The organism is Ruegeria arenilitoris, assembly GCF_013035425.1.
GTDB lineage: Bacteria > Pseudomonadota > Alphaproteobacteria > Rhodobacterales > Rhodobacteraceae > Ruegeria > Ruegeria arenilitoris_A.
Genome location: NZ_WQHX01000008.1, coordinates 1 through 20,950 on the forward strand (window position 1 = coordinate 1; position 20,950 = coordinate 20,950).

Consider the following 20,950-nt stretch of genomic DNA (forward strand, 5'->3'; position numbering starts at 1 on the left):
GGGCACTCAAAATCCTTGGTCGCAGCGAAGTCGTTTTTGGATATTTCGAAGGGCATCTTTATCTTGTTGCGCATCGGAGAATGAACTTTTCTCAAGCCAATGGCCTTGCCGAAAAGATGGGCGGACACTTGGCAACAATTGGCAACGCCAGAGAAAATCAGTTTATCTTCGATCTTTTTAAGAACGACAAACGTTTCTTTAGTACGGACAGCGTAGGAAATATTCACGGCCCAGCTTTCGGGCTTTATCAACTGCCTGGCAGCAACGAGCCGTCTGGCGGTTGGGTTTGGAGCACAGGTGAGCCACTCACATATACGCGGTGGTCGAAGGGTAATCCTGACAATTTTCGCGGCAGGCAAGGATATGGTCACTTTTTTGCCAACCCAAAACATTCACGCGAACCACACTTTTGGGACGACGGGAGTGACTACGCAAGGACATTTGTTATCGAGATTGAATAGCAGGCGTCACTAAGTCCGTTTTTTAAAGTTACAGTTCCAAAGATGTATCTCAAACTCAGGTCTCTTGCCCACTTCGGACTGGTCAGATTTTTCTAATGGCACCTCTTCTAACTGCAAACGCAAACCCCCGACAGTTTTTTTTCTCGATTCAAGGCCAGAGATTTACTATACTAAAGTAGCAATCAGTGAGTGGTTGTGTTTTCAAACGATTCTGGCCGCTTCTCCGACACATCGGCGAAGCGGCCAATTTTTTGTGCGATGGGTTTAGAACGAACATTTTCTGGCAAATCTTGTTTGGGTTATGTTTAAAGATCTCTTTTGATCTCTTAGTCCTCGAGTTTGTTCCAAGCTGCAAACCAAACTAAAGTCTAGGGTCCGTCTATTGCTCAGAAATTCTCAGGGTTAAAGACCTCGACTCTTAACTAAGAAATCCTCAACTGCATCAAAGCGAAGTGCTCGAATTTGCGAGCAAAGCTGCCTGTGTTCTGTTACTGACCCTAAGTTTTCCTAAGATATTCGTGACGTGAAATTTCACGGTTACTTCTTTCAAACTCAGATCTTGCGCTATCGACTTGTTGGATTGCCCCGAAGCAAGCATCCGCAGAATCTGTCTTTCTCGGACAGTTAAGCCATAGTTTTGGAGTTCGCTGTCAGGCTGACCCTGGGAATTGCCGGCAGAGATTTCAACGGGATTATTCGCTATCAGTTCATTGATGCCGGCTAGCATCAAGTCGACTGGCATAGATTTTGGGAAAAAAGCAAGCGCCCCAAGTTCAATGGCTTTATCCGCAACTTCAGGGGAAGCAACCCCTGAAATTATCACTGTTTTTTGGTCGGGATACCGCGATCGGAGCCGGATCAAACCTTCCAAACCGTCCATCCCTGGCATCTGATAGTCGATAATTGCAAGATCGATGTTTCTGAAAGTTGAAAGCGCCACGTATGCCTCCTCAGCACTTGAGGCTACCTTAACTTCGAAACCGGCTTTTTCAGCCAGGTAGCTGGCCAATGTATCGCGAACCAGTTGATGATCATCGGCTAGTAAAATGGTGCTCATCAAGAACCGAAAAGCCTCCGAGAAAGAACTATTATGCCTCAAACAACGATTGACTTAGACTCTGTTAATCTATGTTCGACGCTCAAATCAGTGATAGCTTGATTGTAACACCATGCAACCGGGGAGGCCAATTCTATGAACTTAAGAAATGCTCTGACTATCGTGGCTACTTTCGCAGTGATGTGTTTTTCATCAGCCAATGCACAAAATTCGATCCCGTTGACAGTTGTGCTTGTGGGCGGCGAGCAGAAAGAACTCTCGTTGGAGGATTTGGATTCGCTGGACCAAGTTTCCTTTTCCACCTCTACTATTTGGACTGACGGAATTCACCAATTCAGCGGTGTTCCGATTTCCAGTCTTATCCAACACCTAAACGCCAATGGAGAACTCCTTAAACTTTATGCCTTGAACGATTATTCCGTTGAGATGCCGGTTGCAGAGCTCGAGGAAGAAGTTCCAATTATTGCAACTCGGATTGACGGGGCCACAATGTCGGTTCGGGAAAAGGGACCTTACTGGATAATGTTTCCGTTTGACGACAGTCCCGATTATCAGACCGAATCTAACTATGCGCGCTCGGTTTGGCAGTTGAAAAGAATTGACCTTCTCGAATGATTTGCAGGCATTTCTGGGCTTTAAAGCGAAGGTTTATGGAGGTGCAATGCGATTTAGGTTAGGCCGGATTCTTATTCCGGCATCTGTTTTGTTTCTTGTTGCGCTCGTGGTCGCCTTGGGCCGTAATCTTTGGCTTGAGCAGCGCGCGCTATCTACTGCTGGCAGCGAGAACGCCCAATGGACGATTTTGCAGTTGGACACCGAGTTCGCCAATCTGCGTTCCGTCTTGCTTGAAGAATCTTCCCGTATCAGCCCAGACACCGCAAGAATTTACGTACAGACCCAAATAGCCTTAAGTCGTATCGATCTCGTTAGCCAAGGAACGGCTCGAGAAATAATTGAGAGCGATAACCGCGCGTCGGAGTTGTTACGGGAACTTCAACAATTCGCCGATGAAACAGAAAGGCTTACGCAAAGTAACAGCTCAACCAACGATGTTGTTGAAATTGTCAACTTAACGACACGGTACCAACCGGTAGCCCGTGAATTGGCATTGTTGGGTATTTCCATCGGAGCCGAAAGAACCGAGGCCCGTAGGCAAGAATTTTCGTCAGCTCTCAGAAATGCCGGCCTGGTCGCGACTTCAGTCGTCATCGTATTAGCGGCAGTACTTCTGTTTCTGTACAGAATGCTAAGGCTTTCCAGAAAGCGCGACCTTGCACTTCGCGAAACAACCGCCCGGTTAGAGTCTACTGTGTCTGCTTCGCTTGATGCCATTGTGATCGGAAATGAGAAGGGTGAAATTGTAGAATTTAACCAGGCTGCTGAACAGGTTTTTGGTTCGAAGAAAAAAGACGTTTTAGGCAAAAAAATCGAGGACACAATCCTCCCAGATGTTCATTATCAAGAAAATAATAACGAGCCTAACGCGCTAATCCCAAAACTCATTCCCGGGCTTCCCGAAAATAAGCGGGTCGAGATTTTGGGAACGAGGCGAAATGGAGAAGTGTTCCCAGCAGAGGTCAATGTGACAAGGGTATCGAATACAGGCGGCGGCTTGGTCGCCGTCTATCTGCGCGACATAAGTGAAAGAAAGCGCAACGAGCAAGCGTTATTGGAGGCCAAGGAAAGAGCGGAGCGAACTGATCGAGCAAAATCACGGTTCTTGGAAATAATGAGCCATGAAATGCGAACTCCTCTCACCGGAATTCTTGGGGTTCTCGACTTGCTAAAAACTACAGACCTCACGGAGAAGCAAAATCACTTTCTGGAGGTAGCAATCGGGTCGGGAGAGATTCTGCTCGAACAAATCAACGAAGCCCTTGATATTACACGCATTGAGTCAGGTTCGTTGGTTCTGTCGCCCGTTTCATTCAATCCGTACGAAAAAATTTCCCAAGTCATCGCAATTCTTGAACCATTGGCAATGAAAAAAGGATTGGAACTTGAAACCGACCTCGATCAAAACTTGTCGGCCAACTTTATTGCCGATGAAGTGCGGGTGGGCCAAATTGTCACGAACCTTGTTGGAAACGCTATCAAGTTCACTTCCCAAGGAACTGTCCAAGTACAGCTAAGGGGTGATAGTACCCAGCATATTACTGAGTTGGTTCTGACCGTCTCAGACTCGGGAGATGGGATACCAGCAGACCAACTTGAAAAAGTTTTCGAAGATTATGTGACCCTAGCTCCTGTCAAAGGTCGGCAGTCCAGAGGGGATGGTCTTGGGCTTCCTATTTCAAGAAAAATTGCGAGAATGATGGGCGGGGACATTACTGTCTACTCCCAATTAGATCGCGGAAGTCGCTTCACCCTCAACCTCCCCTTAAAAACAGCTTCGAAGCCTCAGCAAATTGGGTCCAAAGTTGAACGCACAAGTATAGGGAATTCTGTCTCAGCTACGCGAAAACTCTCTGTTCTTGTCGTTGAAGATAACGTAGTTAACAATTCGGTTCTTTGTGAAATGCTATCAAGCCTGGGTCATCGGGTTCACAGTGCGGTCTCAGCAACCGACGGCTACGAACTGGCAATAAACACTAAATTTGACGTTATTCTGTTGGACATTGGTCTGCCTGACGGTGATGGGTGCGAACTGACTGAAAAGATAAGAAAATCTGGCGGGTTGAATGCAACCAGTCGGATTCATGGGCTTTCCGCATACGACGAAGAGGAATACTTGGATAAGGCCTTGGCTTCAGGGATGGACGGATACACAACCAAGCCAATTCGGCTTCACGATCTACAAAAAGCATTGCTGGGAGAACCATTGGATTCGAGCCCCGTGCCTGCCGACAAACCATTAATAGACAGGAATATACTACAGGAACTTGGTGACACATTGGGTCAAGCGCAAATGGAAAAAGCTCTTTTGGAATTTTTCCGAGAGATGTCTGATTTCTTTGCGGAGCATGAAAATCTACCTGACTTGAGTGAAAGAAGCGAATTGGCGTCTCATCTCCATAAACTTAGCGGCGCTGCTGCCTTGTTCGGGTTTCGTTCGTTGACGAAAGTTATTGAGGACACACGAAAAGAAGCAACCGAGGCAGATATAAACGGATTGGAGATTGCCTTAGATCATTTAAAGCAAGAGACGGAAAACACTCGCAGGAGAATGGGATAAGCCAAATCAAACCTGAAGATCCGCACCAACCTAACGACCCGTCCATTTAGTCGTACTTTAGGCGAGTTTTAGTTCCCCAAACTATTCTAATTGGTAGGTTGATAAAATTTCGCGATAACAAATAATTAAGGAAAGGTTCAAATCAGAAGATCTGCAACCACTCACTGGAACGATCTATCGTTCTTAGCCCGCCGACGCAGCTCGGCGGGTATTTCTTTTCGGTGAGGCGGAAATTCGGTCAGGTGACATCTAACCACTTTGAGGTCTGCTCTTCCTGGACTCTATGGTCTCGTTAAATGGAAATGTTTGGCCGTCTTAACAACAGGCGTGGCAAGAATTAGACGAACCTCGGCCATATTATTTCACCAATTCAGTTGCACCTTTTTGCGACCACTTGGCTCCCTATCCCCAAGTGGAAGAGCGGCTCGCGAACGGCTTCGTCATTAATACAGTTTTGGGCAAAGCCACCGCGAACGTTCGTCTACCCGCCCAGTGGTGGGCCGCTGGGCGGGTTTCAAGAGGGTCATTTCAGAGAAACTAATTAGGAACTCGCATCAACGACCGCAGAAAGGTTCTCTGGCAAACTAAAAAAGTGCTGAGGAAGTCGCGCAGGCGTCTCTTGCACCAAGACATCAGGTCACCACAATCATATCATCGCAAAAATCCTTGCCTGACCGCCAGTGCCACCTTGGATTTTCGGCGCGCCCACGATGAGTGTTGCTCCCGATGCTGGCACTTCATCTAGGTTTGCAATGCACTCGATTCCAAATCGCCCAGTTGGCAACCAAGCATAATGGGTCGCGAAATCCTGACTGGCCCCTAAGTCGAGCGAAAGTGTATCTACTGCAATCGACCGTGCACCCGTCTCCAGGAGCATCTGCGTCGCTTCGATATGGAATCCCGGATAATGCTGAATGCCGTCTGCGTCTGCATTCCTGAATCCGGGGGTATCCGTCTTCGTACTCCAACCTGAATTCATGGCCACACAAGCTCCATCGGGGATCGGACCGTTGGCATCTATCCAAGCCTGCAGGTCCTTTGGCGTCACTTGGGTATCGGCATCCTCTGCAGCGCGAGCGCGGATATCGACTACGGCTAATGGGCAAACCAAATCGTTAACTGGGATTTCGTCCACAGACAGACCGTCTGCTGAGAAATGCAAGGGCGCATCAATGTGAGTTCCCGAATGCTCGTCCACTGTATAGACGAACACGTTGAACCCGTGGTCGGCGAAATTTGCAGGTTGTTCGCGGTTCAAACCCGGTTCGCCGACCCATGTCGGGAATTCTTCACTAAAGGTGTGGGTCATATCTACAACACGACCATGACCGGCCGCCAAGGTGGCCGGCGCTGAGGCGACCAACCCTGCAGCCGCTGTTACTGGCACCGCGGCTGATGCACGCAGTATGTCACGCCGGCTCAACATCCGGTTCTTTACTGAATTCATTACGCAAATATCACACAAGGCAATTCTCCTTTCTTAGATTGTGTCCGGGGCGGCGCTTGTGAATAGCCAAACCGGGGGTCAGTAAGAAGGCAATGTCGCTCGATGGGATCGCAGCCATAACAAAAATCCAAGATCCACCGTCAATCGAACTTCCGGGATTGCACCGTCGCCAATGCCACTTCAAGTCCGGTGCAAGGGCCGCATAACTTGCGATCCGAAGTAGAGCGAATAAACGTCTGCGATCAGTTTAAAGGACAGCGTTCCGAACACTCGGAATTCCCCATTCCACCACTCGACTCGCTCAGAACGTTAACACGTTTTCAAAATCATTTGCTTTGATGTTCGAAAAGAAATTGGAAACCAAATTCGTATTGCGACTGTGCGAGTGTCTCTTGTTACGAGACCTCTGCACCCAACTTCGAACTGAAGCACACTTGACATATTTCGACAGACCCAATTTCGAGACCAAGCAACTTTGCTTTTTTTTTGATTGGATTTGATCCAAAGTAATGGATCAAACGAATAAATCATATCGTAGGGTCAAAGGAAAGATTGCGGCGGAACTCAAGGCTGAGGCAAGCTTCGACGCTTACCGATACCACGAAACTGTCGTCAGAGTGGGAATTTGAATATCCTTCAAGAATTCAACGATATAGATAAATCGTTGCCTTTCGCGGCCGCTAAGTGGCCTGACCGGGTTGCGTTCCGAAGCAATGGCGAATCCATTTCGTACCTCACGCTTCTCAGAAAAGCCGAGGCGATGGCTGTCACCCTTCGTGCGGTTGGCGTCAAACCTGGCGATCGGGTGGCGTTGGCTTTGTACAAAGGTTTGGAAATGCCGATTGCCATACACGCAATTTGGATGGTCGGAGCAGCCTTTGTGCCACTAGACCCGATGGCGCCTGTGGAAAGATCCACCCAAATCATTTCAAATTGCGACACTTCAGTAGTGGTTGGCGCACCACGAAGTTCAGATTTACTTCAAAGAATTGCACTTGAAAACAAAGTTGTAGTCGTTGGTGCTTCAATCCCAAATTGTGACTGTGCCGTGCCTGAAGAGCAGGTCACTAACTTTGTTTGCCACGAAAACGCACGTGATGATTTAGCTTACATAATTTTCACTTCCGGCTCCACGGGTACACCCAAAGGTATTTGCCACACTTTCGCTTCTGGAAGCGCTTTTGCTCACGCATGGCTAAGGCAATATGGGCTCAGACCCAGCGACGTTTTTTTCAACACCGTGCCCCTTCATTTCGATTTTTCTTTGGCCGATTTTTTTACTCCGCCTATGGTCGGAGCGACGACCGAGCTGGTTAAAGAGCAGGTGCTGATGTTCCCAGCAAGCCTTTCACAGTTGTTGGAGGAAAGCAGAGGGACAATCTGGAGTTCTGTTCCGTACACATTCTTACAACTTTGCGAGCGTGGAGCCTTGGAGCAACGCGACCTGTCCCATCTCAGGTGGATAATTTACGGTGGTGAACCAATGCCTCCGTCGGCTTTGCCAATTTTGCGAAACGCTTTAAGCGCCAAAATTTCAAACTCTTATGGGCCGGCCGAAGTAAATCAAGTCTCAGAATATACAGTGCCTAATGACCACCCTACGGACATGCCAATACCGATTGGTCATAACATGGATCACGCCACTTTCTTACGGGCGGATGACGGTGAACTGCTTGTGTCTTCAACTTCGATGATGCGCGGCTACTGGAACCGTCCAGACCTGAATGCCAGATGTTTTGCAACAATTAAGGGCAAAAAATACTACCGAACAGGTGACAGGGTTAAATTAGATTCTGAAGGGCGCTGGGTGTTTCTGGGACGAGAAGACCGCCAAGCGAAAGTACGCGGCTATCGCGTAGAACTTGACGAGATCGAACTAGCTATGAACTCTCACGAACTAGTTTCGGAAGCGGCGGCAATAGTTTCGCCTGACGGATCAAAAATACTGGGCTTTGCAATTTTGGCAGACAATCAGGAGCTGGAGATGTCTGACTTTAAAGGCTTCCTGAATTCCAAGTTGCCAGGTTACATGGTTCCCGACGAACTGGAATTCAGAAAGTCATTTGCCAAAACCAGCACGGGCAAGATCAATCGAAGAAGTCTTATGGAGACCGCCAAGTGAGCAGAATAAGCGATCAAGAAATTGCAGATTTCATCTCGAAAACCATCTTGGATGGTAGGCAGGTTTCAACGACGCAAGAATTGTTGTTGTCAGGAATTCTGGATTCGCTTGGGGTCATGACCCTAGTCGCGTTTTTAGAAACGGAAATGAAAATTCAAATTCCAACCGAGAAAATCACGTTTGAAAACTTTAGCAGTGTGGAACAGGTGTCGGGGTTTTTGAATACTATCTGAATTCAACCAATCAATGGGTTATACCCTAATGCTTTCGATTGATGAAAAGTGCGAAGAATTCCGCAACTTCGGCCATGAAGTTTTGAGCGAAGATGTGGAGGAACGAGATAGACGCGGGGCCAAAGACCCATCGGATTGGATGGGCCTGTGGCAATCCGCCGCACATAAAGGAGTGTTGGGTATAAACATGCCGCAACAGTTCGGAGGCGAGGGGCGGTCTTTTACAGATTCTTTTCAAGCGCTGCATTCTCTTGGTGAAGGATGCCGCGACAATGGCATGTTGTTAGGCCTTAACGGGCAACTTTGGGCTATGCAGCATTCGATATCGGTGTTTGGGAACGAGCATCAAAAGGCGAAATGGCTACCTGCTCTCGTAGACGGTGAAGCGGTCTGCGCGCACGCTGTAACTGAGACGAATAGCGGGTCGGATGTGACCGGCATACGCGCGACGGCGGAAAAAACAAAATATGGATATCGTCTTAACGGGGAAAAGATTTGGATCGGCATGGCGCCTGCTGCAGACGTTGCTCAGGTATTCGCAATAACCAACCCGGATCACGGTGCCTGGGGAATGTCGGCGTTTATTGTTGATCTCAAGTCACCCGGAGTTTCAAAAAGCGCCCCATACGATAAGTCTGGTCATCGAACAGTACCGACCGGCAAACTGACGTTTGAAGACGTAGAAATCCCGGATGAGTCACTGTTGGGATCCGAAGGTTCCGGTCACGCAATTTTTAACCAGTCTATCGCCTGGGAACGAAGTTTCATTTTCTCTAGCCATTTGGGGGCCATGAAAAGGCAGCTCGACGAAACGGTTTTGTTTGCACGCGACCGCGCCCCGAATGGTAAACCAATCATAAACAACCAGACCGTTTCTAACCGAATTGCCGACATGCAGGTTCGCTATGAAATTTCGCGACTCTTGATAGAAAATGCTGCTCGCGAAATAGACGCTGGAGTTAAAAACCGAATGACACCTTCGGTTGTGAAATTATCTGTCGCCGAAGCACTTCTGGAAAATGCGTTGCAAGCACAGCGCATCAGGGGCGCAAGCGGATACCTGACCGGAGAATGCGAGAGAATGGTCCGGGATATGGCTGGAACGATAACGCTGGGTGGAACATCGGATATTCAACGCCTCCTAATTTCGGCTTATCAGAAAGGCGCCGTCAGAACTTAATCCGGTCACAACTGATTGTATTTGGACTTCTCAGCCTCTGCAGTTGGTACAACTAGGCCCCTTTGTAATTGCCGCGAAAACTACAAAATTGATCAGGGTCAAGGAGAAACATTCATATCTGATTAAATCTTGCTTTCGGAGAACTTACCGAAAGGAGTTTGGAGATGGTTGAGAAATCCCACACCAGCGGTTTTTGGCCTTCCCTCTATGATCCATTGCGCCAGATGGGAGAACGGGTTGCTGAATGGCTCGCGCCAGCATCCGAAGCAGCCGGAAGCGACGACTCATATCGAATTGCTGTCGAGCTCCCCGGAGTAGCGGAAACGGATATCCATCTGAGTGTTGAGGAAGGCGTCGTTATTTTGAAGGGTAAGAAGCGATCCGAGCGCGAAGAAACAGGAGAAACCTGGTTCTTCTCCGAACGGCAATACGGCTCGTTTAGCCGTTCTTTTCGACTGCCCCCAGACGCAGAAGGGGACAAAGTCGACGCACAACTCAAGGACGGTGTTCTGACAATCACCATTCCAAAGAAGACACCAAGGAAGCAAGAAACCTCCAAAGTGGAAATTCGCAAGGGTTAGTATCAACCAGTGCTACCAATGCGTTGTCGGAGAAACCGGGTATGAGGCGTAAATCGGTCGACAATTGTCTGGCGACGACCGCCTCAGACCTTTCCGGGTGCGTGGTGTCCAGGTCATGATGGTTTTAGCGCTTGTCTGAATTTCCGGACTTATCATCAACTTTCCAACATGGATTCCGCCCAAGCACTTTTCTATCCGCATTTGAAACCGGGACTATTACTTAACGTTGCAAAGCAATCCTTGGAACGGTTGGCCGCTCAGGAAGAACTCGCAACGCATCAAACAGTACAAGGGTGTTTGCATAATAATTAGAGTATGAAAACACTCATGTTAAAGGCGTGACGGAGTCCGAAGCTGGAACGCTCTCACGGTGAATGCGCAATAAATTGCAAACGCGCGGCACCACAAAAGCGTTCCGCCTACACATAGCAGCGACCTTTAACCACTATGCCGCTAAGTTCGCTTTAAGCGTCAAAGTTCCAGATGTCGCGTTGAACCTTCCATCCGTCAGCTCCGTTGCGTAGGTAAAGAACATATTTCCCAGCAAGCTGTTGCCCTCCCATCGAGCCAGCCAGCGTTCCCATTGTTACAGCAATGTCACCGCTGACATGAGCCGCAGTGATAGTGGCAACCACATCACTCAGACCTCCGTCAATTGCGGCCTGCCAATACTCACGTATGGCACTAAGACCTGACATTGTAGGCGCACCAGGCGGCATCAACGCCCCGTCTTCGGCGTATGGTGCTGTTGCCATATCTGCGTCTTTCGCATTGATCCCTGCGATGATCGCCGCATCCAGTTCTTTAACTTTTTCAATGTCCGACATTTTCTCCTCCCACATTTTTTGTATGCCCCAAGACTACCACACATTCCTGAGTCGATGTTCTTCTATTGCTCCAAGTCCCTTTTAACCAAAAAACATAATGGGATACGTCGGATCAGGATAATCGGCAGGCGATGTTATTTAGTGACCATCACCCCTAGCTTCTTCGCTCAAAGTGTTCCTCAACTGGCCTGCGTTCAATCGACGGCGTGCCGTTGGATGTTTCCTTACTCTTGGGGTTGTCGAACAAAAATTTGACCACAACTTCAAACAGCAACCACAAGGCGACGACCCCCAGTACCGCCACAAATAAATGAAACATTGGGTTCGCCATATTTCAGTTCCTTTCACTAAGATATAAAGAACGGTTCAGGACAATGGATAACTACACGCCAGGGCTCAGGGCCGGTTTCAAATGCGTGTCATTTGCTCAGCCACCATGTGCCCCAACCAATGTGAAATACGCCGGTTGACAGGTTACGCGTCACTTCCTCGAACCGGACGTCAAGCAAGACTGCCTTCTTTCCGTCCAAATAGCGCTGCCCAGATAGAGCGAACGCATTCATCACGTCATGAATTGTGCACGGCTGTTGGATAGTCAGTTGCATTTCCATGGGTGGAGTTAGGTCGTCATCCTGATCCCACCCTTGTATCACGGTCGCAAATTTGGTGCCGGCCTCAAAGGTTTGAGCGGCCAGAGCCGGGTCAATCTCCCGGATTGCCGTTTCTGTGTTGTTCACAAACACGGGGCGTCTCCTCTCAGGTTTCGTGGCGCGGGGTTCTAAACCTCTGCACTACCGAAGTGGTGGCACCTGAAGTTCCTTTCATGTGAGATTCCGCCAACCTAATGCGAATTTCTGCCAGCCCAGAGTTGGCATAATAGATGTTGGCGTTCCCAGCATGCATCCCGCAGCATAGCCATGTTTATTGAACCGATTGAGCTCGGCGCACATCAATCAAACTATCTTCCGAATGGTAGGTAAACTGACGGCACTGATCTCGATGCAGAAAATCCGAAAACTTAAAACGACAAGCTTATCTTGGCATCGGTGAAACAGTGATTGAAATGTGGTAGAGTGTATTATGACTTCAAGTGATCTTTCAGCTGAAGAAGAAATGCGCCGTCGAATATTTGGCGGGGGCAGATTGCTTCTTGAAAATCTATCCCGGGACGAGCTGTCAGCGCTGTATCCTATGTTGATCAACGGTGACGCGGAAATAATAAACGAAGCCTGTAAGCCTTATGTAATCCGCAAGCTTCCACGTTGGTAGGTTATCAGCGTTTTCATTCGGCGGCTTAAGTTATTCAGGCAAGCCCTGAATCTGTTTGGGTTCTGTCTCAACTTAGGTACTTACGTCACTGCCTTTCCGATTGTTCGCGTATTTGCTCGATCGAACGGGCGGCGAAGTTGCCCGACAAAGATTCATCTACCATCGCTTCCAACGCCGGCAACGCCGAAGAGGCCGAACCGCCTATTTCTCCCAGTGCTATTGCCGCTTCTTTTCTGACAAAGACTGAAGGACTATTCAGAAGTAAGATAAGTTCCGGCACTGCAGGCGCCGCCTCAGCACCAAATAACGCAAGCGATTGTGCAGCCGTTCGTTGTTCGTTGGCATCCCTGCGGGATAGGTCAGACTTGAGACTCGCTACCGTAGTACTTGGGGGCAGCGCGGCCAATCGAAGACCCTTGTTAATTCGATTGTTCAAATATTGATGTTCTCCAACCCAACGCACGATAAAGAAATACTCGCGGACGACTTCCTGCAAGGCGCCCTCATGTTCTCCTTTCTGCCACCTGTCTATCATTGCCCGCGCCGCACGGCGTTTTCCGTTCAAAGCCAGAACCGATGCTGCAAAAGGCATCAATTCAATTGCCTGAGGGTTTCGATCCAACTCCTGCAAAATGGCTGCCTCGGCACTATTTACATCATTCTTTGCGAAATGTGCCGCCCCTTCGAACAAGGCATAATGACTGGGATAGGCAGGATCGAGACGCATTGCAGCTTGGACAAAAGCCAGACCTTCCTCTGGTTCGCCGCCCGCAATTAAAGCCCACCCCATAGTCAAATGTGCTTCGGGGTCACTGGGCTGTAAAGCAATCGCTTTTGCGGCTTCCTGTCTGGCTTCGTCCGTTCCCCGGCTTACACCCGCTGCGCTATCCCAATCCGGAAGGTTGAGGCTGACGATGGCCCTTATGACGTGGATCAGCGACGTATCTTGCTGGGTTACTTCACGGAAATACTTGTAAAACAAACCGATATGCATTTTTTCGTCGGAGTTGGCGAACCCTCGCCAATGGTGAAAAATGTGCGGTCGCAAGTGGGCCAAAGCCAGTGTAGCCCACGCGCGTCCGTAGTTTGGATCAAGTGCGACTGCTTGCTCGAAATGCGGAATCGCTGCCAGATTATCCCTTTCATTAAATTGCGAGTACAATTCCCAGCCACGTTGGAAAGCTTCGCGCGCCTCGACCATTTCGGTTTCAAAATTTTCGATCGCGAACCTACTTTGAGTGTTCAGCGGAACCTCCAGTTCCTGCGCGATCGCAAGTACGATGCTGCTTTGAACATCAAAGATGTCGTTGTCTTCCGAATCGTAACGTTCTGCCCAGATCAATCTGCCATTCAATGTGTCTGTAAGGCGGATATTGACCCGAAAGTCTTTCTCTGTGCGTCTAACACTTCCATCTACCACGTACCGCACACCCAGTTTCTCGGCAAAGCCTGCAATGTCTATGTCATTGTCCTGATAAGCAAAGGACGTGTTCCCCGCGATGACAAAAATCCCGGAAATACGAGATAAATCGGTAATCAAATCCTCGGAAATACCGTCAATCAGCATCTGATTGGAAGCATCGCCAGTCAAATTAGATATTGGCCTCACCGCGATCGACGGCAAATCCGGCAACGGGTAAGCCATTTGCGCCTCCGATGCGAGCAATTGGTCCTTTTTCCATAGGTACTCAGAGAAAAATCCTATTGCCGTCAAAGCGGTCAGAACCGCGCCCAGCTTCATCCAGCGGGGCAATTTCATTTGTTTTGTCGCAACTAAGGATGGTGTCGACTCTGTGCGGACGCGGAAAGCCTCAACAGGTTCCGCGATATTCTTAACATTCTGCGGACCGATTGGGACAAAGCTGCAAGGTACCTTGTTACGGGCGTATTCGACAATTGATTGTGAGGCAACGATACCCCCAGGATCTGCCAAGGCTTCAAGCCGCGCGGCTACGTTTACGCCATCTCCTAAGATGTCACTTGCATTTGAGATTACGTCTCCGACATTCAAACCTATCCGAAACGTGATTGCACGGTCTGGGTCAACTTCTTCATTTCTTATCGATAGTTCTGATTGTATCGCCAAGGCAGCGCGTACTGCATCGACTGCGCTGTGGAACTCGATAAGAAAACTATCGCCCGCGGTGTTTGCAATGCGCCCAGCATGCATATCAATCGTTGGCTCGATGACTTCTTTGCGGATTAGTCGAAGCTGTTCAACTGTACCTTCTTCGTCCAAACCAACCAATCTGGAATAGCCCGCAATATCGGTGGCCAATATAGCTGCTAATCGACGATTTGGTCGGCTTTCCATGATATCTTAGATTATCAGTTGGAAATTTTCCTGGGAACTTATTTTCGCTGGAACGTTAATGTTCCAAAGTCGTGTTGAGTTCACGCGCAACCCCGGTTCTCCAAAAATGGCCGCGGTGCAATCACGAGCAAAAAGCACGATGTTCAAGCGAGACCCTTAGATTATTCCAAACGCTTTTGACATAACTTAGGCCGATCCGTTTTGATGGACACTGACGCTACGATCTCGGTTGTGACAGAATTTAAAGTCAAATTTTTCTTGCTATTGGAAAAACTGTTTTCAAGACTGATTTTCAGCATATTTTGAGGAGAGAATATCATGGCTGGAAAATTTGAACTCTACACAGACAAAGCCGGCGAATTTCGGTTTCGGCTAAAGGCGGGGAATGGCGAAATTATTCTCGCCAGCGAGGGATACAAGCAAAAAGCCAGCGCCGAAAACGGCATCGACTCGGTGCGACGCAATGCAAGTGATGACAGCCGTTATGAGCGCAAGGATACCAGTTCTGGGAATCCTATGTTCAATCTAAGGGCGTCGAACGGGCAAGTAATAGGAACTAGCGAACAATACAGCAGTACCGCGGCTCGGGACAATGGGATTGAGTCCGTCAAAAAAAATGCGCCTGACGCAAGACTGGATGACCAAACTGGCTGACGGCTGTTTCCAGAAAATTACCCGCGAAAGCTGAAAAGAACCGCTTTCGCGGTCAACAAATCAAATCTAAATTAGAATTTTCACTTCCCCTTTGGGATAGTGAACCAACGTGCTTTTGACACCCGCAGTAACTTATTGCGCTCCCCAAAGAGACCTCGTATTCGGACGCCTCATCACCAATTACACGACGGCCAGCACATCATCTCAATGGCGACCTGACCGGCATGGCGTGCTAAACACAGCTCTTCGGCAGATTTGGTCATGCGCATTCCGGCAAGAGTTGGCGTTACGCTTACCAAGCTCACATCCGAGGCCATAGTACCCGTGAAAACACGTACTGCGGGGGCATATCATCCGGTCCGATACTGACAGAATTTGCCCCTTTGATTGCTCCAGGAAGCTCAGCACGCTACTCATCCCTCAATCCATCATTTTAGGCAACGTATCCTCGTCAGCACGCAACCCAGTAGATCGGTTACCCTTGCAGATCTTAAATAGGCCGAAAATTCCGACGCCTTCATGAGCTGCAAGTACTATCTCCACAATTCGTCAGCTATTTTGGTCTTAGTTTAACAATCTTTCAAACCGAGTTCAGGGAATTGAACGAATGTCAGCCTCAAGTTCTGAAGTCCCGGTATATCAAATCCCACCTACGCACTCGCTCACAAACCCAAGCGCCGCCTTTTTGCGGTGAACAGAATTGTTTGATCAATTGATAAGTTACAACTTACCATTGGCCCATGTGTTCTTGTTACAAAAATCATTCGAGTATTGTCCGCGCTAATGAGGTTTTTGACGCCCATTAACGGCAGCCAACCAGCTACTTCAGTTCTCATTAGGTGTTTCGCTTTGCAGAACCGCCTAATGCGGGCATGTTAAAAACAAAGGCAACTATTGATGAAGGCAGGATTTATGAGCTCTGGGGTCGACCTTGTAATCCACGATGGTCGGGTGGTTACGCCAGAAGGGATTGTTGAAGGCGATCTTGCTATTACCGACGGCAGGATCGTGTCGATAGGAACGTCGGTCACCAAAACCAAAAGGCGCATCTTTGCCAGTGGCAAATGGGTAATGCCTGGCGGCGTCGATCCTCATGCCCATATTGAACAGATGTCCGGCATGGGGCTTTGGAATGCAGACACGTTCGAAACTGCCACAAAGTCCGCTGCCATGGGCGGCACAACAAGCGTAATTTCATTTGCTGCCCAAGCCAGGGGGCAGTTGCTTTCTGAAACAGTTGCCGACTATGCCGCCCGTGCTGCACGAGGCGCGATGATCGATTACGCATTCCACCTCACTGTGACCGATACGGAAGTCGATGAGTTTGACAACGACCTTGCTGCTCTGATTAACGCCGGTCACAGGTCACTCAAAGTGTTCACGACATACAATATCCAACTTAACGATGGCCAACTGCTGGATATTTTTGAGAAAGCAAGGCAGAGCGGCGCTTTGGTATGTGTCCACGCAGAAAACGACGCCATTATTGCACAGGCCAAGGATAATTTGATCAGGGCGGGCCATGTTTCCCCGCTGGATCACGCCCGGTCGCGTCCAAGAATGGCGGAAATTGAGGCGGTAGAACGCATATGCCGATTTGCTGAATACCTAGACCAACCTGTGATGCTGTTTCACATTTCAACTTCCGACGGCGCGTCTGCGATTGCAGCGGCAAAGGCTCGTGGCGCTCCGGTTTGGGCGGAGACGTGCACGCATTACCTACTAATGACCGAAGACATACTAGATAAACCTGGGCTTCAGGGTGCCAAGTGGATGTGCTCACCACCACAACGCACCAAGCATGATCAAGATGCTTTATGGGCAGCGCTGCTTGGCGAAACGCTCAGCTTGGTGTCTTCCGATCATGCACCATACCGCTTTGATGAATCTGGTAAATTGGCAGCCGGTACCAACCCGGGCTTCCATCAGATAGCAAATGGATTGCCGGGATTGGAGACGCGATTACCGATTTTGTTCAACGCGATGGTAACTCAGGGGCGCGGTGGACCCCAAGCTTTCGCCGAGTTGACCTCACACTCTGCCGCCAGGATTTATGGGCTTCAAAGGAAAGGTGCCATTGCTGAAGGCATGGATGCGGACATTGTTGTTTGGGACCCCGAGAAAACTGTGACGTATGGTACGAACGATTTGCACGATAATGTGGGTTACAACCCTTGGGCCGGATACAGCGTAACAGGATGGCCCGATCTTGTAATGCTCCGTGGCCAGCCACTTGTACAAGATGGTGTTTTCTTGGGATCGCCGGGGAACGGAAAGTGGATTCATCGACCGTTTCTGGCAACCAAACCCAATAGGCGAACCGCTGAGGCGGAAACAAAATGAAAAGACCTGAAACAAACAACCAACTGGCGATCACGTTTTTTTACTACCGCGATCTGCCAGCCGCGATGCAATTCTACGAAGAAGTGTTGGGTTTGCCGCTCGCCATCGATCAGGGGTGGTGCAAAATTTACCGGATTTGTCAGGCAGCGCATGTGGGCTTGGTGGACGAAAACAAGGGCATGCACAAATGGACGGCAGTTAAGCCGGTTCAACTGTGCATTAGGGTACCTGACGTAGATGACTGGTATTCCTATGCCAAAGGAAAAAATCTGGATGGTCTGTCAGAGTTTTTCGAGAATCGCGACCTCGGCATCCGCGCATTCGTTTTCAATGATACTGAAGGCTATCAGATTGAAATCCAATCTGCGACGGGGCTTGGCGCATGAGTGCACTGATCATCATCAACCCCAACTCATCCAGTATAGTAACAAACTGCATTGATCAGGCCGTCGATCCGCTGCGAAGTTTCGGCATTCCAATCCGATGCCTGACACTTGCCGAAGGTCCCCCAGGCATTGAAAGCCAGCGACAAGCGGACCAGACTATCAATCCGATGCTGGCACTAGCCGCCGCTCAGAAAGATGCGGCAGGTTTTGTTATTGCCTGCTTCGGCGATCCGGGGCTGCATGCATTGCGGGACCAGACTGCCCTCCCGGTTGTGGGCATTCAGGAGGCCTCGGTCATGACCGCACTTGGCCTTGGCCACAGGTTTGGTGTAATTGCGATCCTTCCCAATTCGGTTCCTCGCCATTTGCGCGCCTTTGGCGGCATGGGGGTGCTGGGCCGATTGGCGGGGGATCGCCCTTTGGGCCTTGGCGTCGCGGATCTTACAGATGGAACAAAAAGCTTGGATGCCATGATCGCGACGGGAAAACGACTTCGCGACGAAGACGGTGCAGACGTATTGATAATGGGTTGTGCGGGCATGGCGCGTTACCGTGAACCATTGCAGGAGGCAACAGGTCTGCCAGTTGTAGAACCTACCCAGGCTGCAGCAAGTATTGCATTGGGGCAGATGCGCCTAAGATTATCTCACAAATTGCAAAGGGTTGATCATGCTTAATGAATCAACAAAGGGCGTCTTCACCATAGCCGCCACACCTTTCCTTCCTGACGGTGCATTGGATTTTGACAGCATAGATCGCATGATCGACGCCTATATTGAACGAGGCGCCAACGGCCTGACCATTCTTGGCATGATGGGCGAAGCCGGAAAGTTGTCAGCCTCAGAATCTGTGTCAGTCGTTCAGCGCGTCATATCACGTTGCGCTGTTCCGGTTATCGTCGGTGTTTCGGCCCCCGGTTTTTCAGCAATGACAGCCCTTGGAAGCGAAGCGATGGGAGCTGGAGCAGCTGGCGTGATGGTTGCACCACCCATGGGATTGCAAACAGATGCTCAGATCATCGGTTATTTCCACAACACGGCAGACGCCCTGGGCGATATTCCCTTTGTTCTGCAGGATTTTCCGCTTGCAACAGGCGTACAAATATCACCGTCTGTGGTATTGAAAATCGTTGAAGATTGCCCGACCTGCGTGATGCTGAAGCACGAAGACTGGCCAGGACTCGAAAAAATCACAACACTGCGCAAGGCGTCCGATGCGGGATCGCGCCGAATATCAATTCTGTGCGGGAATGGAGGGATGTATCTGCTGGAAGAATTGCTTCGTGGGGCCGATGGCGCCATGACTGGCTTTGGATATCCTGAAATGATGCGACAGGTTCTGAATGCCTTTCTTGGCGGAGACATCGACCTCGCTCGCGATATCTTTGACGCCTATATGCCCATGATCCGGTATGAGGCGCAGCCAGGTATGGGTCTTGCCATCCGAAAGCACTCTTTGGCTAAACAAGGTATTATTGCACACCCCACTCTTCGCAAACCGGGAACTGAATTAACGGCCCTTGCGATTACAGAAATCGACGCTCTTGCCGCCCGACAGGAGCAGCGTTTAAGGGAGCTTGGGATTTAGGAAAGTGGCTCGCAATTCAGAAATCCATTCTCAAAGCTCTGGTCGAAAATAGGTTTCGCCGTCGTTGCCTGCATTGGGTTCTGAGCGCTTATAAAACGGACCGCGCTTTAAGGGTTCCCGTTGACCCTGCACCCTATGCCAGAAAATCTTATGTTTCCGGCAGATATTGATCCAACAATGCATCCACGAGACCTTCTTGAAGACGGTAGCCGGTATCCCGGTCCACCCGTAGAATGTCCTCAAGTATAATGAATTGTTCCATGCCAGTGGTCATGGATAACCGTAGTTTCAGATCTTCGTATTCCCTGGGCTTCATCGAATAGCGAAGGGGTTCAAGGGCTTCACCAAACGCATCTACTCTTCTGGCTCCGCGCATTTTGACAGTTCCTTTTTTCAACGAGACCTTTAGGGTCTCTCCTAGAAACTGGCGAAAATAGGTCTCGTGATCCCTCGAAAAATCAAGGTAGTAACGCGCAACAGCATGTACGCGGGTTCGGACATCATCGATTCCGACGAGCAATTCAGACGTAGGTCTCACTTCAATGTCCAAGGTCGCGTCCAGCGCCAGTACTCCTGGATCTGAAAAGTACCGGTAGACAGTCGCGCGGCTTGTCCTTGCGCGTTCTGCGACTTTCGCCAGCGTGACCTCTTGCCCTTCGGACATAAGCTCACGCGCTGCCACTAAAAGCGCTTCTCTTGTTCTATTCTTCTGGTTGATCCGTGTACTCAATGCTCTTCTCATATAATGAGACACTTGTCTTATAACTAGATATATGTATCATAACAACACGCCAATTTCAAAAAAAGGGAGTTGTCTTGATGACGCAACCTCGCCCTCGAATTTATCACTTACTTGGTAACCTTTTGACATTTCACGCTTTCCCTTCTGAGACCGGAGATCGTTACACGATTGTCGAAATAAAAACCGCGCCAGGGGCTGGAGCCCCGCCCAATCACCACGCCGGCGAGGACGAAAGCTTTTTTGTGCTTGAAGGCGAGTTTGAGTTTCTAGTGAACGGCGAGACAACGAAAGTAAAAAGCGGAGACTTCGTTAAAGTCCCAGAGGGCGCAATTCATGCATTTTCTTGCACCGGGCAAGAACCCGGGCGTCTGCTTTGCATTAACTCACCAGGTGCCATGCACGACACGTTCTTTACCGAGGCAGGAGAAGAAATGCCGGACGGGACGACAGACGTTCCGAGGCCTGATGGCCCACCGGATATTCCGGCGATCATGGCCGTCGCCGATAAAGTCGGCATGACAATACTTGCCCCCGACAAAGCTCCAGCCTGAGCCAGTTTCGATGTATTGCCC

The 20,950-nt window shown here is 49.5% G+C and carries 20 protein-coding genes; 14 read left to right on the forward strand and 6 right to left on the reverse strand.

Features of this window, described 5'->3' with window-relative positions:
• Nucleotides 1-461: lectin-like protein (locus GOV45_RS18845; protein ID WP_302478484.1), on the forward strand; the 461-nt coding region annotated here is incomplete at its 5' end.
• Nucleotides 462-903: 442 nt separating this feature from the next.
• Here the strand turns inward: GOV45_RS18845 and GOV45_RS18850 are convergent.
• Nucleotides 904-1,518 carry a response regulator transcription factor gene (locus GOV45_RS18850; RefSeq protein WP_170480681.1) on the reverse strand — a complete coding sequence of 205 codons (615 nt, stop codon included), beginning with the start codon at nucleotides 1,516-1,518 and terminating at the stop codon, nucleotides 904-906.
• 135 nt (nucleotides 1,519-1,653) lie between these two features.
• On the opposite strand from GOV45_RS18850, the gene GOV45_RS18855 reads away from it, so the two are divergent.
• Together GOV45_RS18855 and GOV45_RS18860 are read left to right on the forward strand one after the other, a co-directional pair.
• Complete coding sequence (locus GOV45_RS18855) at nucleotides 1,654-2,133, forward strand: oxidoreductase (protein ID WP_170480683.1); 480 nt, start codon at nucleotides 1,654-1,656, stop codon at nucleotides 2,131-2,133.
• Between the two features lie 628 nt (nucleotides 2,134-2,761).
• Nucleotides 2,762-4,693, forward strand: a complete 1,932-nt coding sequence (locus GOV45_RS18860; RefSeq protein WP_254448055.1) for a PAS domain-containing hybrid sensor histidine kinase/response regulator — start codon at nucleotides 2,762-2,764, stop codon at nucleotides 4,691-4,693.
• Between the two features lie 646 nt (nucleotides 4,694-5,339).
• Here the strand turns inward: GOV45_RS18860 and GOV45_RS18865 are convergent.
• Nucleotides 5,340-6,158, reverse strand: a complete 819-nt coding sequence (locus tag GOV45_RS18865; protein WP_170480687.1) for a cyclase family protein — start codon at nucleotides 6,156-6,158, stop codon at nucleotides 5,340-5,342.
• A 646-nt stretch (nucleotides 6,159-6,804) separates the two neighbouring features.
• Here GOV45_RS18865 and GOV45_RS18870 point away from each other — a divergent pair.
• The 4 genes from GOV45_RS18870 (at nucleotide 6,805) to GOV45_RS18885 (ending at nucleotide 10,256) form a co-directional block, all read left to right on the forward strand.
• On the forward strand, nucleotides 6,805-8,262 hold the full coding sequence (locus GOV45_RS18870; protein ID WP_254448056.1) for an amino acid adenylation domain-containing protein: 1,458 nt from the start codon (nucleotides 6,805-6,807) through the stop codon (nucleotides 8,260-8,262).
• Nucleotides 8,259-8,495, forward strand: coding sequence for a phosphopantetheine-binding protein (locus GOV45_RS23365; protein ID WP_170480690.1), 237 nt, complete (start codon nucleotides 8,259-8,261; stop codon nucleotides 8,493-8,495). Before GOV45_RS18870 ends, GOV45_RS23365 begins: the two co-directional genes overlap by 4 nt.
• A 13-nt stretch (nucleotides 8,496-8,508) precedes the next feature.
• Nucleotides 8,509-9,675: an acyl-CoA dehydrogenase family protein gene (locus GOV45_RS18880; RefSeq protein WP_170480692.1), complete on the forward strand. Its 1,167-nt coding sequence runs from the start codon at nucleotides 8,509-8,511 to the stop codon at nucleotides 9,673-9,675.
• Between the two features lie 164 nt (nucleotides 9,676-9,839).
• A complete protein-coding gene (locus GOV45_RS18885) occupies nucleotides 9,840-10,256 on the forward strand; it encodes an Hsp20/alpha crystallin family protein (protein WP_170480694.1) in 417 nt (138 codons plus the stop codon).
• Between the two features lie 464 nt (nucleotides 10,257-10,720).
• On the opposite strand, the gene GOV45_RS18890 is transcribed toward GOV45_RS18885, so the two are convergent.
• A complete protein-coding gene (locus GOV45_RS18890) occupies nucleotides 10,721-11,083 on the reverse strand; it encodes a YybH family protein (protein WP_170480696.1) in 363 nt (120 codons plus the stop codon).
• A 419-nt stretch (nucleotides 11,084-11,502) separates the two neighbouring features.
• Nucleotides 11,503-11,826: a hypothetical protein gene (locus GOV45_RS18895; RefSeq protein ID WP_170480698.1), complete on the reverse strand. Its 324-nt coding sequence runs from the start codon at nucleotides 11,824-11,826 to the stop codon at nucleotides 11,503-11,505.
• Between the two features lie 337 nt (nucleotides 11,827-12,163).
• Here GOV45_RS18895 and GOV45_RS18900 point away from each other — a divergent pair, with 337 nt between their 5' ends.
• Nucleotides 12,164-12,352 carry a hypothetical protein gene (locus GOV45_RS18900; protein WP_170480700.1) on the forward strand — a complete coding sequence of 63 codons (189 nt, stop codon included), beginning with the start codon at nucleotides 12,164-12,166 and terminating at the stop codon, nucleotides 12,350-12,352.
• 85 nt (nucleotides 12,353-12,437) lie between these two features.
• On the opposite strand, the gene GOV45_RS18905 is transcribed toward GOV45_RS18900, so the two are convergent.
• A complete protein-coding gene (locus tag GOV45_RS18905) occupies nucleotides 12,438-14,630 on the reverse strand; it encodes a HEAT repeat domain-containing protein (RefSeq protein ID WP_254448049.1) in 2,193 nt (730 codons plus the stop codon).
• A gap of 354 nt (nucleotides 14,631-14,984) precedes the next feature.
• On the opposite strand from GOV45_RS18905, the gene GOV45_RS18910 reads away from it, so the two are divergent.
• From GOV45_RS18910 to GOV45_RS18930, 5 genes are all read left to right on the forward strand, one after another.
• Nucleotides 14,985-15,320 carry a YegP family protein gene (locus tag GOV45_RS18910; RefSeq protein ID WP_170480704.1) on the forward strand — a complete coding sequence of 112 codons (336 nt, stop codon included), beginning with the start codon at nucleotides 14,985-14,987 and terminating at the stop codon, nucleotides 15,318-15,320.
• 897 nt (nucleotides 15,321-16,217) lie between these two features.
• Complete coding sequence (hydA, locus tag GOV45_RS18915; RefSeq protein WP_170480706.1) at nucleotides 16,218-17,663, forward strand: dihydropyrimidinase; 1,446 nt, start codon at nucleotides 16,218-16,220, stop codon at nucleotides 17,661-17,663.
• Nucleotides 17,660-18,049, forward strand: a complete 390-nt coding sequence (locus tag GOV45_RS18920; protein ID WP_170480708.1) for a VOC family protein — start codon at nucleotides 17,660-17,662, stop codon at nucleotides 18,047-18,049. The genes hydA and GOV45_RS18920 overlap by 4 nt, the downstream gene beginning before the upstream one ends.
• Nucleotides 18,046-18,726 carry an aspartate/glutamate racemase family protein gene (locus tag GOV45_RS18925; protein WP_170480710.1) on the forward strand — a complete coding sequence of 227 codons (681 nt, stop codon included), beginning with the start codon at nucleotides 18,046-18,048 and terminating at the stop codon, nucleotides 18,724-18,726. Before GOV45_RS18920 ends, GOV45_RS18925 begins: the two co-directional genes overlap by 4 nt.
• Nucleotides 18,719-19,636 carry a dihydrodipicolinate synthase family protein gene (locus GOV45_RS18930; protein WP_170480712.1) on the forward strand — a complete coding sequence of 306 codons (918 nt, stop codon included), beginning with the start codon at nucleotides 18,719-18,721 and terminating at the stop codon, nucleotides 19,634-19,636. Before GOV45_RS18925 ends, GOV45_RS18930 begins: the two co-directional genes overlap by 8 nt.
• A gap of 148 nt (nucleotides 19,637-19,784) precedes the next feature.
• Here the strand turns inward: GOV45_RS18930 and GOV45_RS18935 are convergent, their stop codons facing one another.
• Nucleotides 19,785-20,366: a TetR/AcrR family transcriptional regulator gene (locus tag GOV45_RS18935; RefSeq protein ID WP_170480714.1), complete on the reverse strand. Its 582-nt coding sequence runs from the start codon at nucleotides 20,364-20,366 to the stop codon at nucleotides 19,785-19,787.
• 89 nt (nucleotides 20,367-20,455) lie between these two features.
• Here GOV45_RS18935 and GOV45_RS18940 point away from each other — a divergent pair, with 89 nt between their 5' ends.
• Nucleotides 20,456-20,929, forward strand: coding sequence for a cupin domain-containing protein (locus tag GOV45_RS18940; protein ID WP_170480716.1), 474 nt, complete (start codon nucleotides 20,456-20,458; stop codon nucleotides 20,927-20,929).
• Nucleotides 20,930-20,950 lie beyond the last annotated feature (21 nt).

Coding starts and splice junctions, on each gene's coding strand:
- GOV45_RS18850 (WP_170480681.1), bottom strand. CDS start 1,518: ATGAGCACCATTTTACTAGCCGATGATCATCAACTGGTTCGCGATACA.
- GOV45_RS18855 (WP_170480683.1), top strand. CDS start 1,654: ATGAACTTAAGAAATGCTCTGACTATCGTGGCTACTTTCGCAGTGATG.
- GOV45_RS18860 (WP_254448055.1), top strand. CDS start 2,762: ATGCTAAGGCTTTCCAGAAAGCGCGACCTTGCACTTCGCGAAACAACC.
- GOV45_RS18880 (WP_170480692.1), top strand. CDS start 8,509: ATGGGTTATACCCTAATGCTTTCGATTGATGAAAAGTGCGAAGAATTC.
- GOV45_RS18885 (WP_170480694.1), top strand. CDS start 9,840: ATGGTTGAGAAATCCCACACCAGCGGTTTTTGGCCTTCCCTCTATGAT.
- GOV45_RS18890 (WP_170480696.1), bottom strand. CDS start 11,083: ATGTCGGACATTGAAAAAGTTAAAGAACTGGATGCGGCGATCATCGCA.
- GOV45_RS18900 (WP_170480700.1), top strand. CDS start 12,164: ATGACTTCAAGTGATCTTTCAGCTGAAGAAGAAATGCGCCGTCGAATA.
- GOV45_RS18910 (WP_170480704.1), top strand. CDS start 14,985: ATGGCTGGAAAATTTGAACTCTACACAGACAAAGCCGGCGAATTTCGG.
- hydA (WP_170480706.1), top strand. CDS start 16,218: ATGAAGGCAGGATTTATGAGCTCTGGGGTCGACCTTGTAATCCACGAT.
- GOV45_RS18920 (WP_170480708.1), top strand. CDS start 17,660: ATGAAAAGACCTGAAACAAACAACCAACTGGCGATCACGTTTTTTTAC.
- GOV45_RS18925 (WP_170480710.1), top strand. CDS start 18,046: ATGAGTGCACTGATCATCATCAACCCCAACTCATCCAGTATAGTAACA.
- GOV45_RS18930 (WP_170480712.1), top strand. CDS start 18,719: ATGCTTAATGAATCAACAAAGGGCGTCTTCACCATAGCCGCCACACCT.
- GOV45_RS18940 (WP_170480716.1), top strand. CDS start 20,456: ATGACGCAACCTCGCCCTCGAATTTATCACTTACTTGGTAACCTTTTG.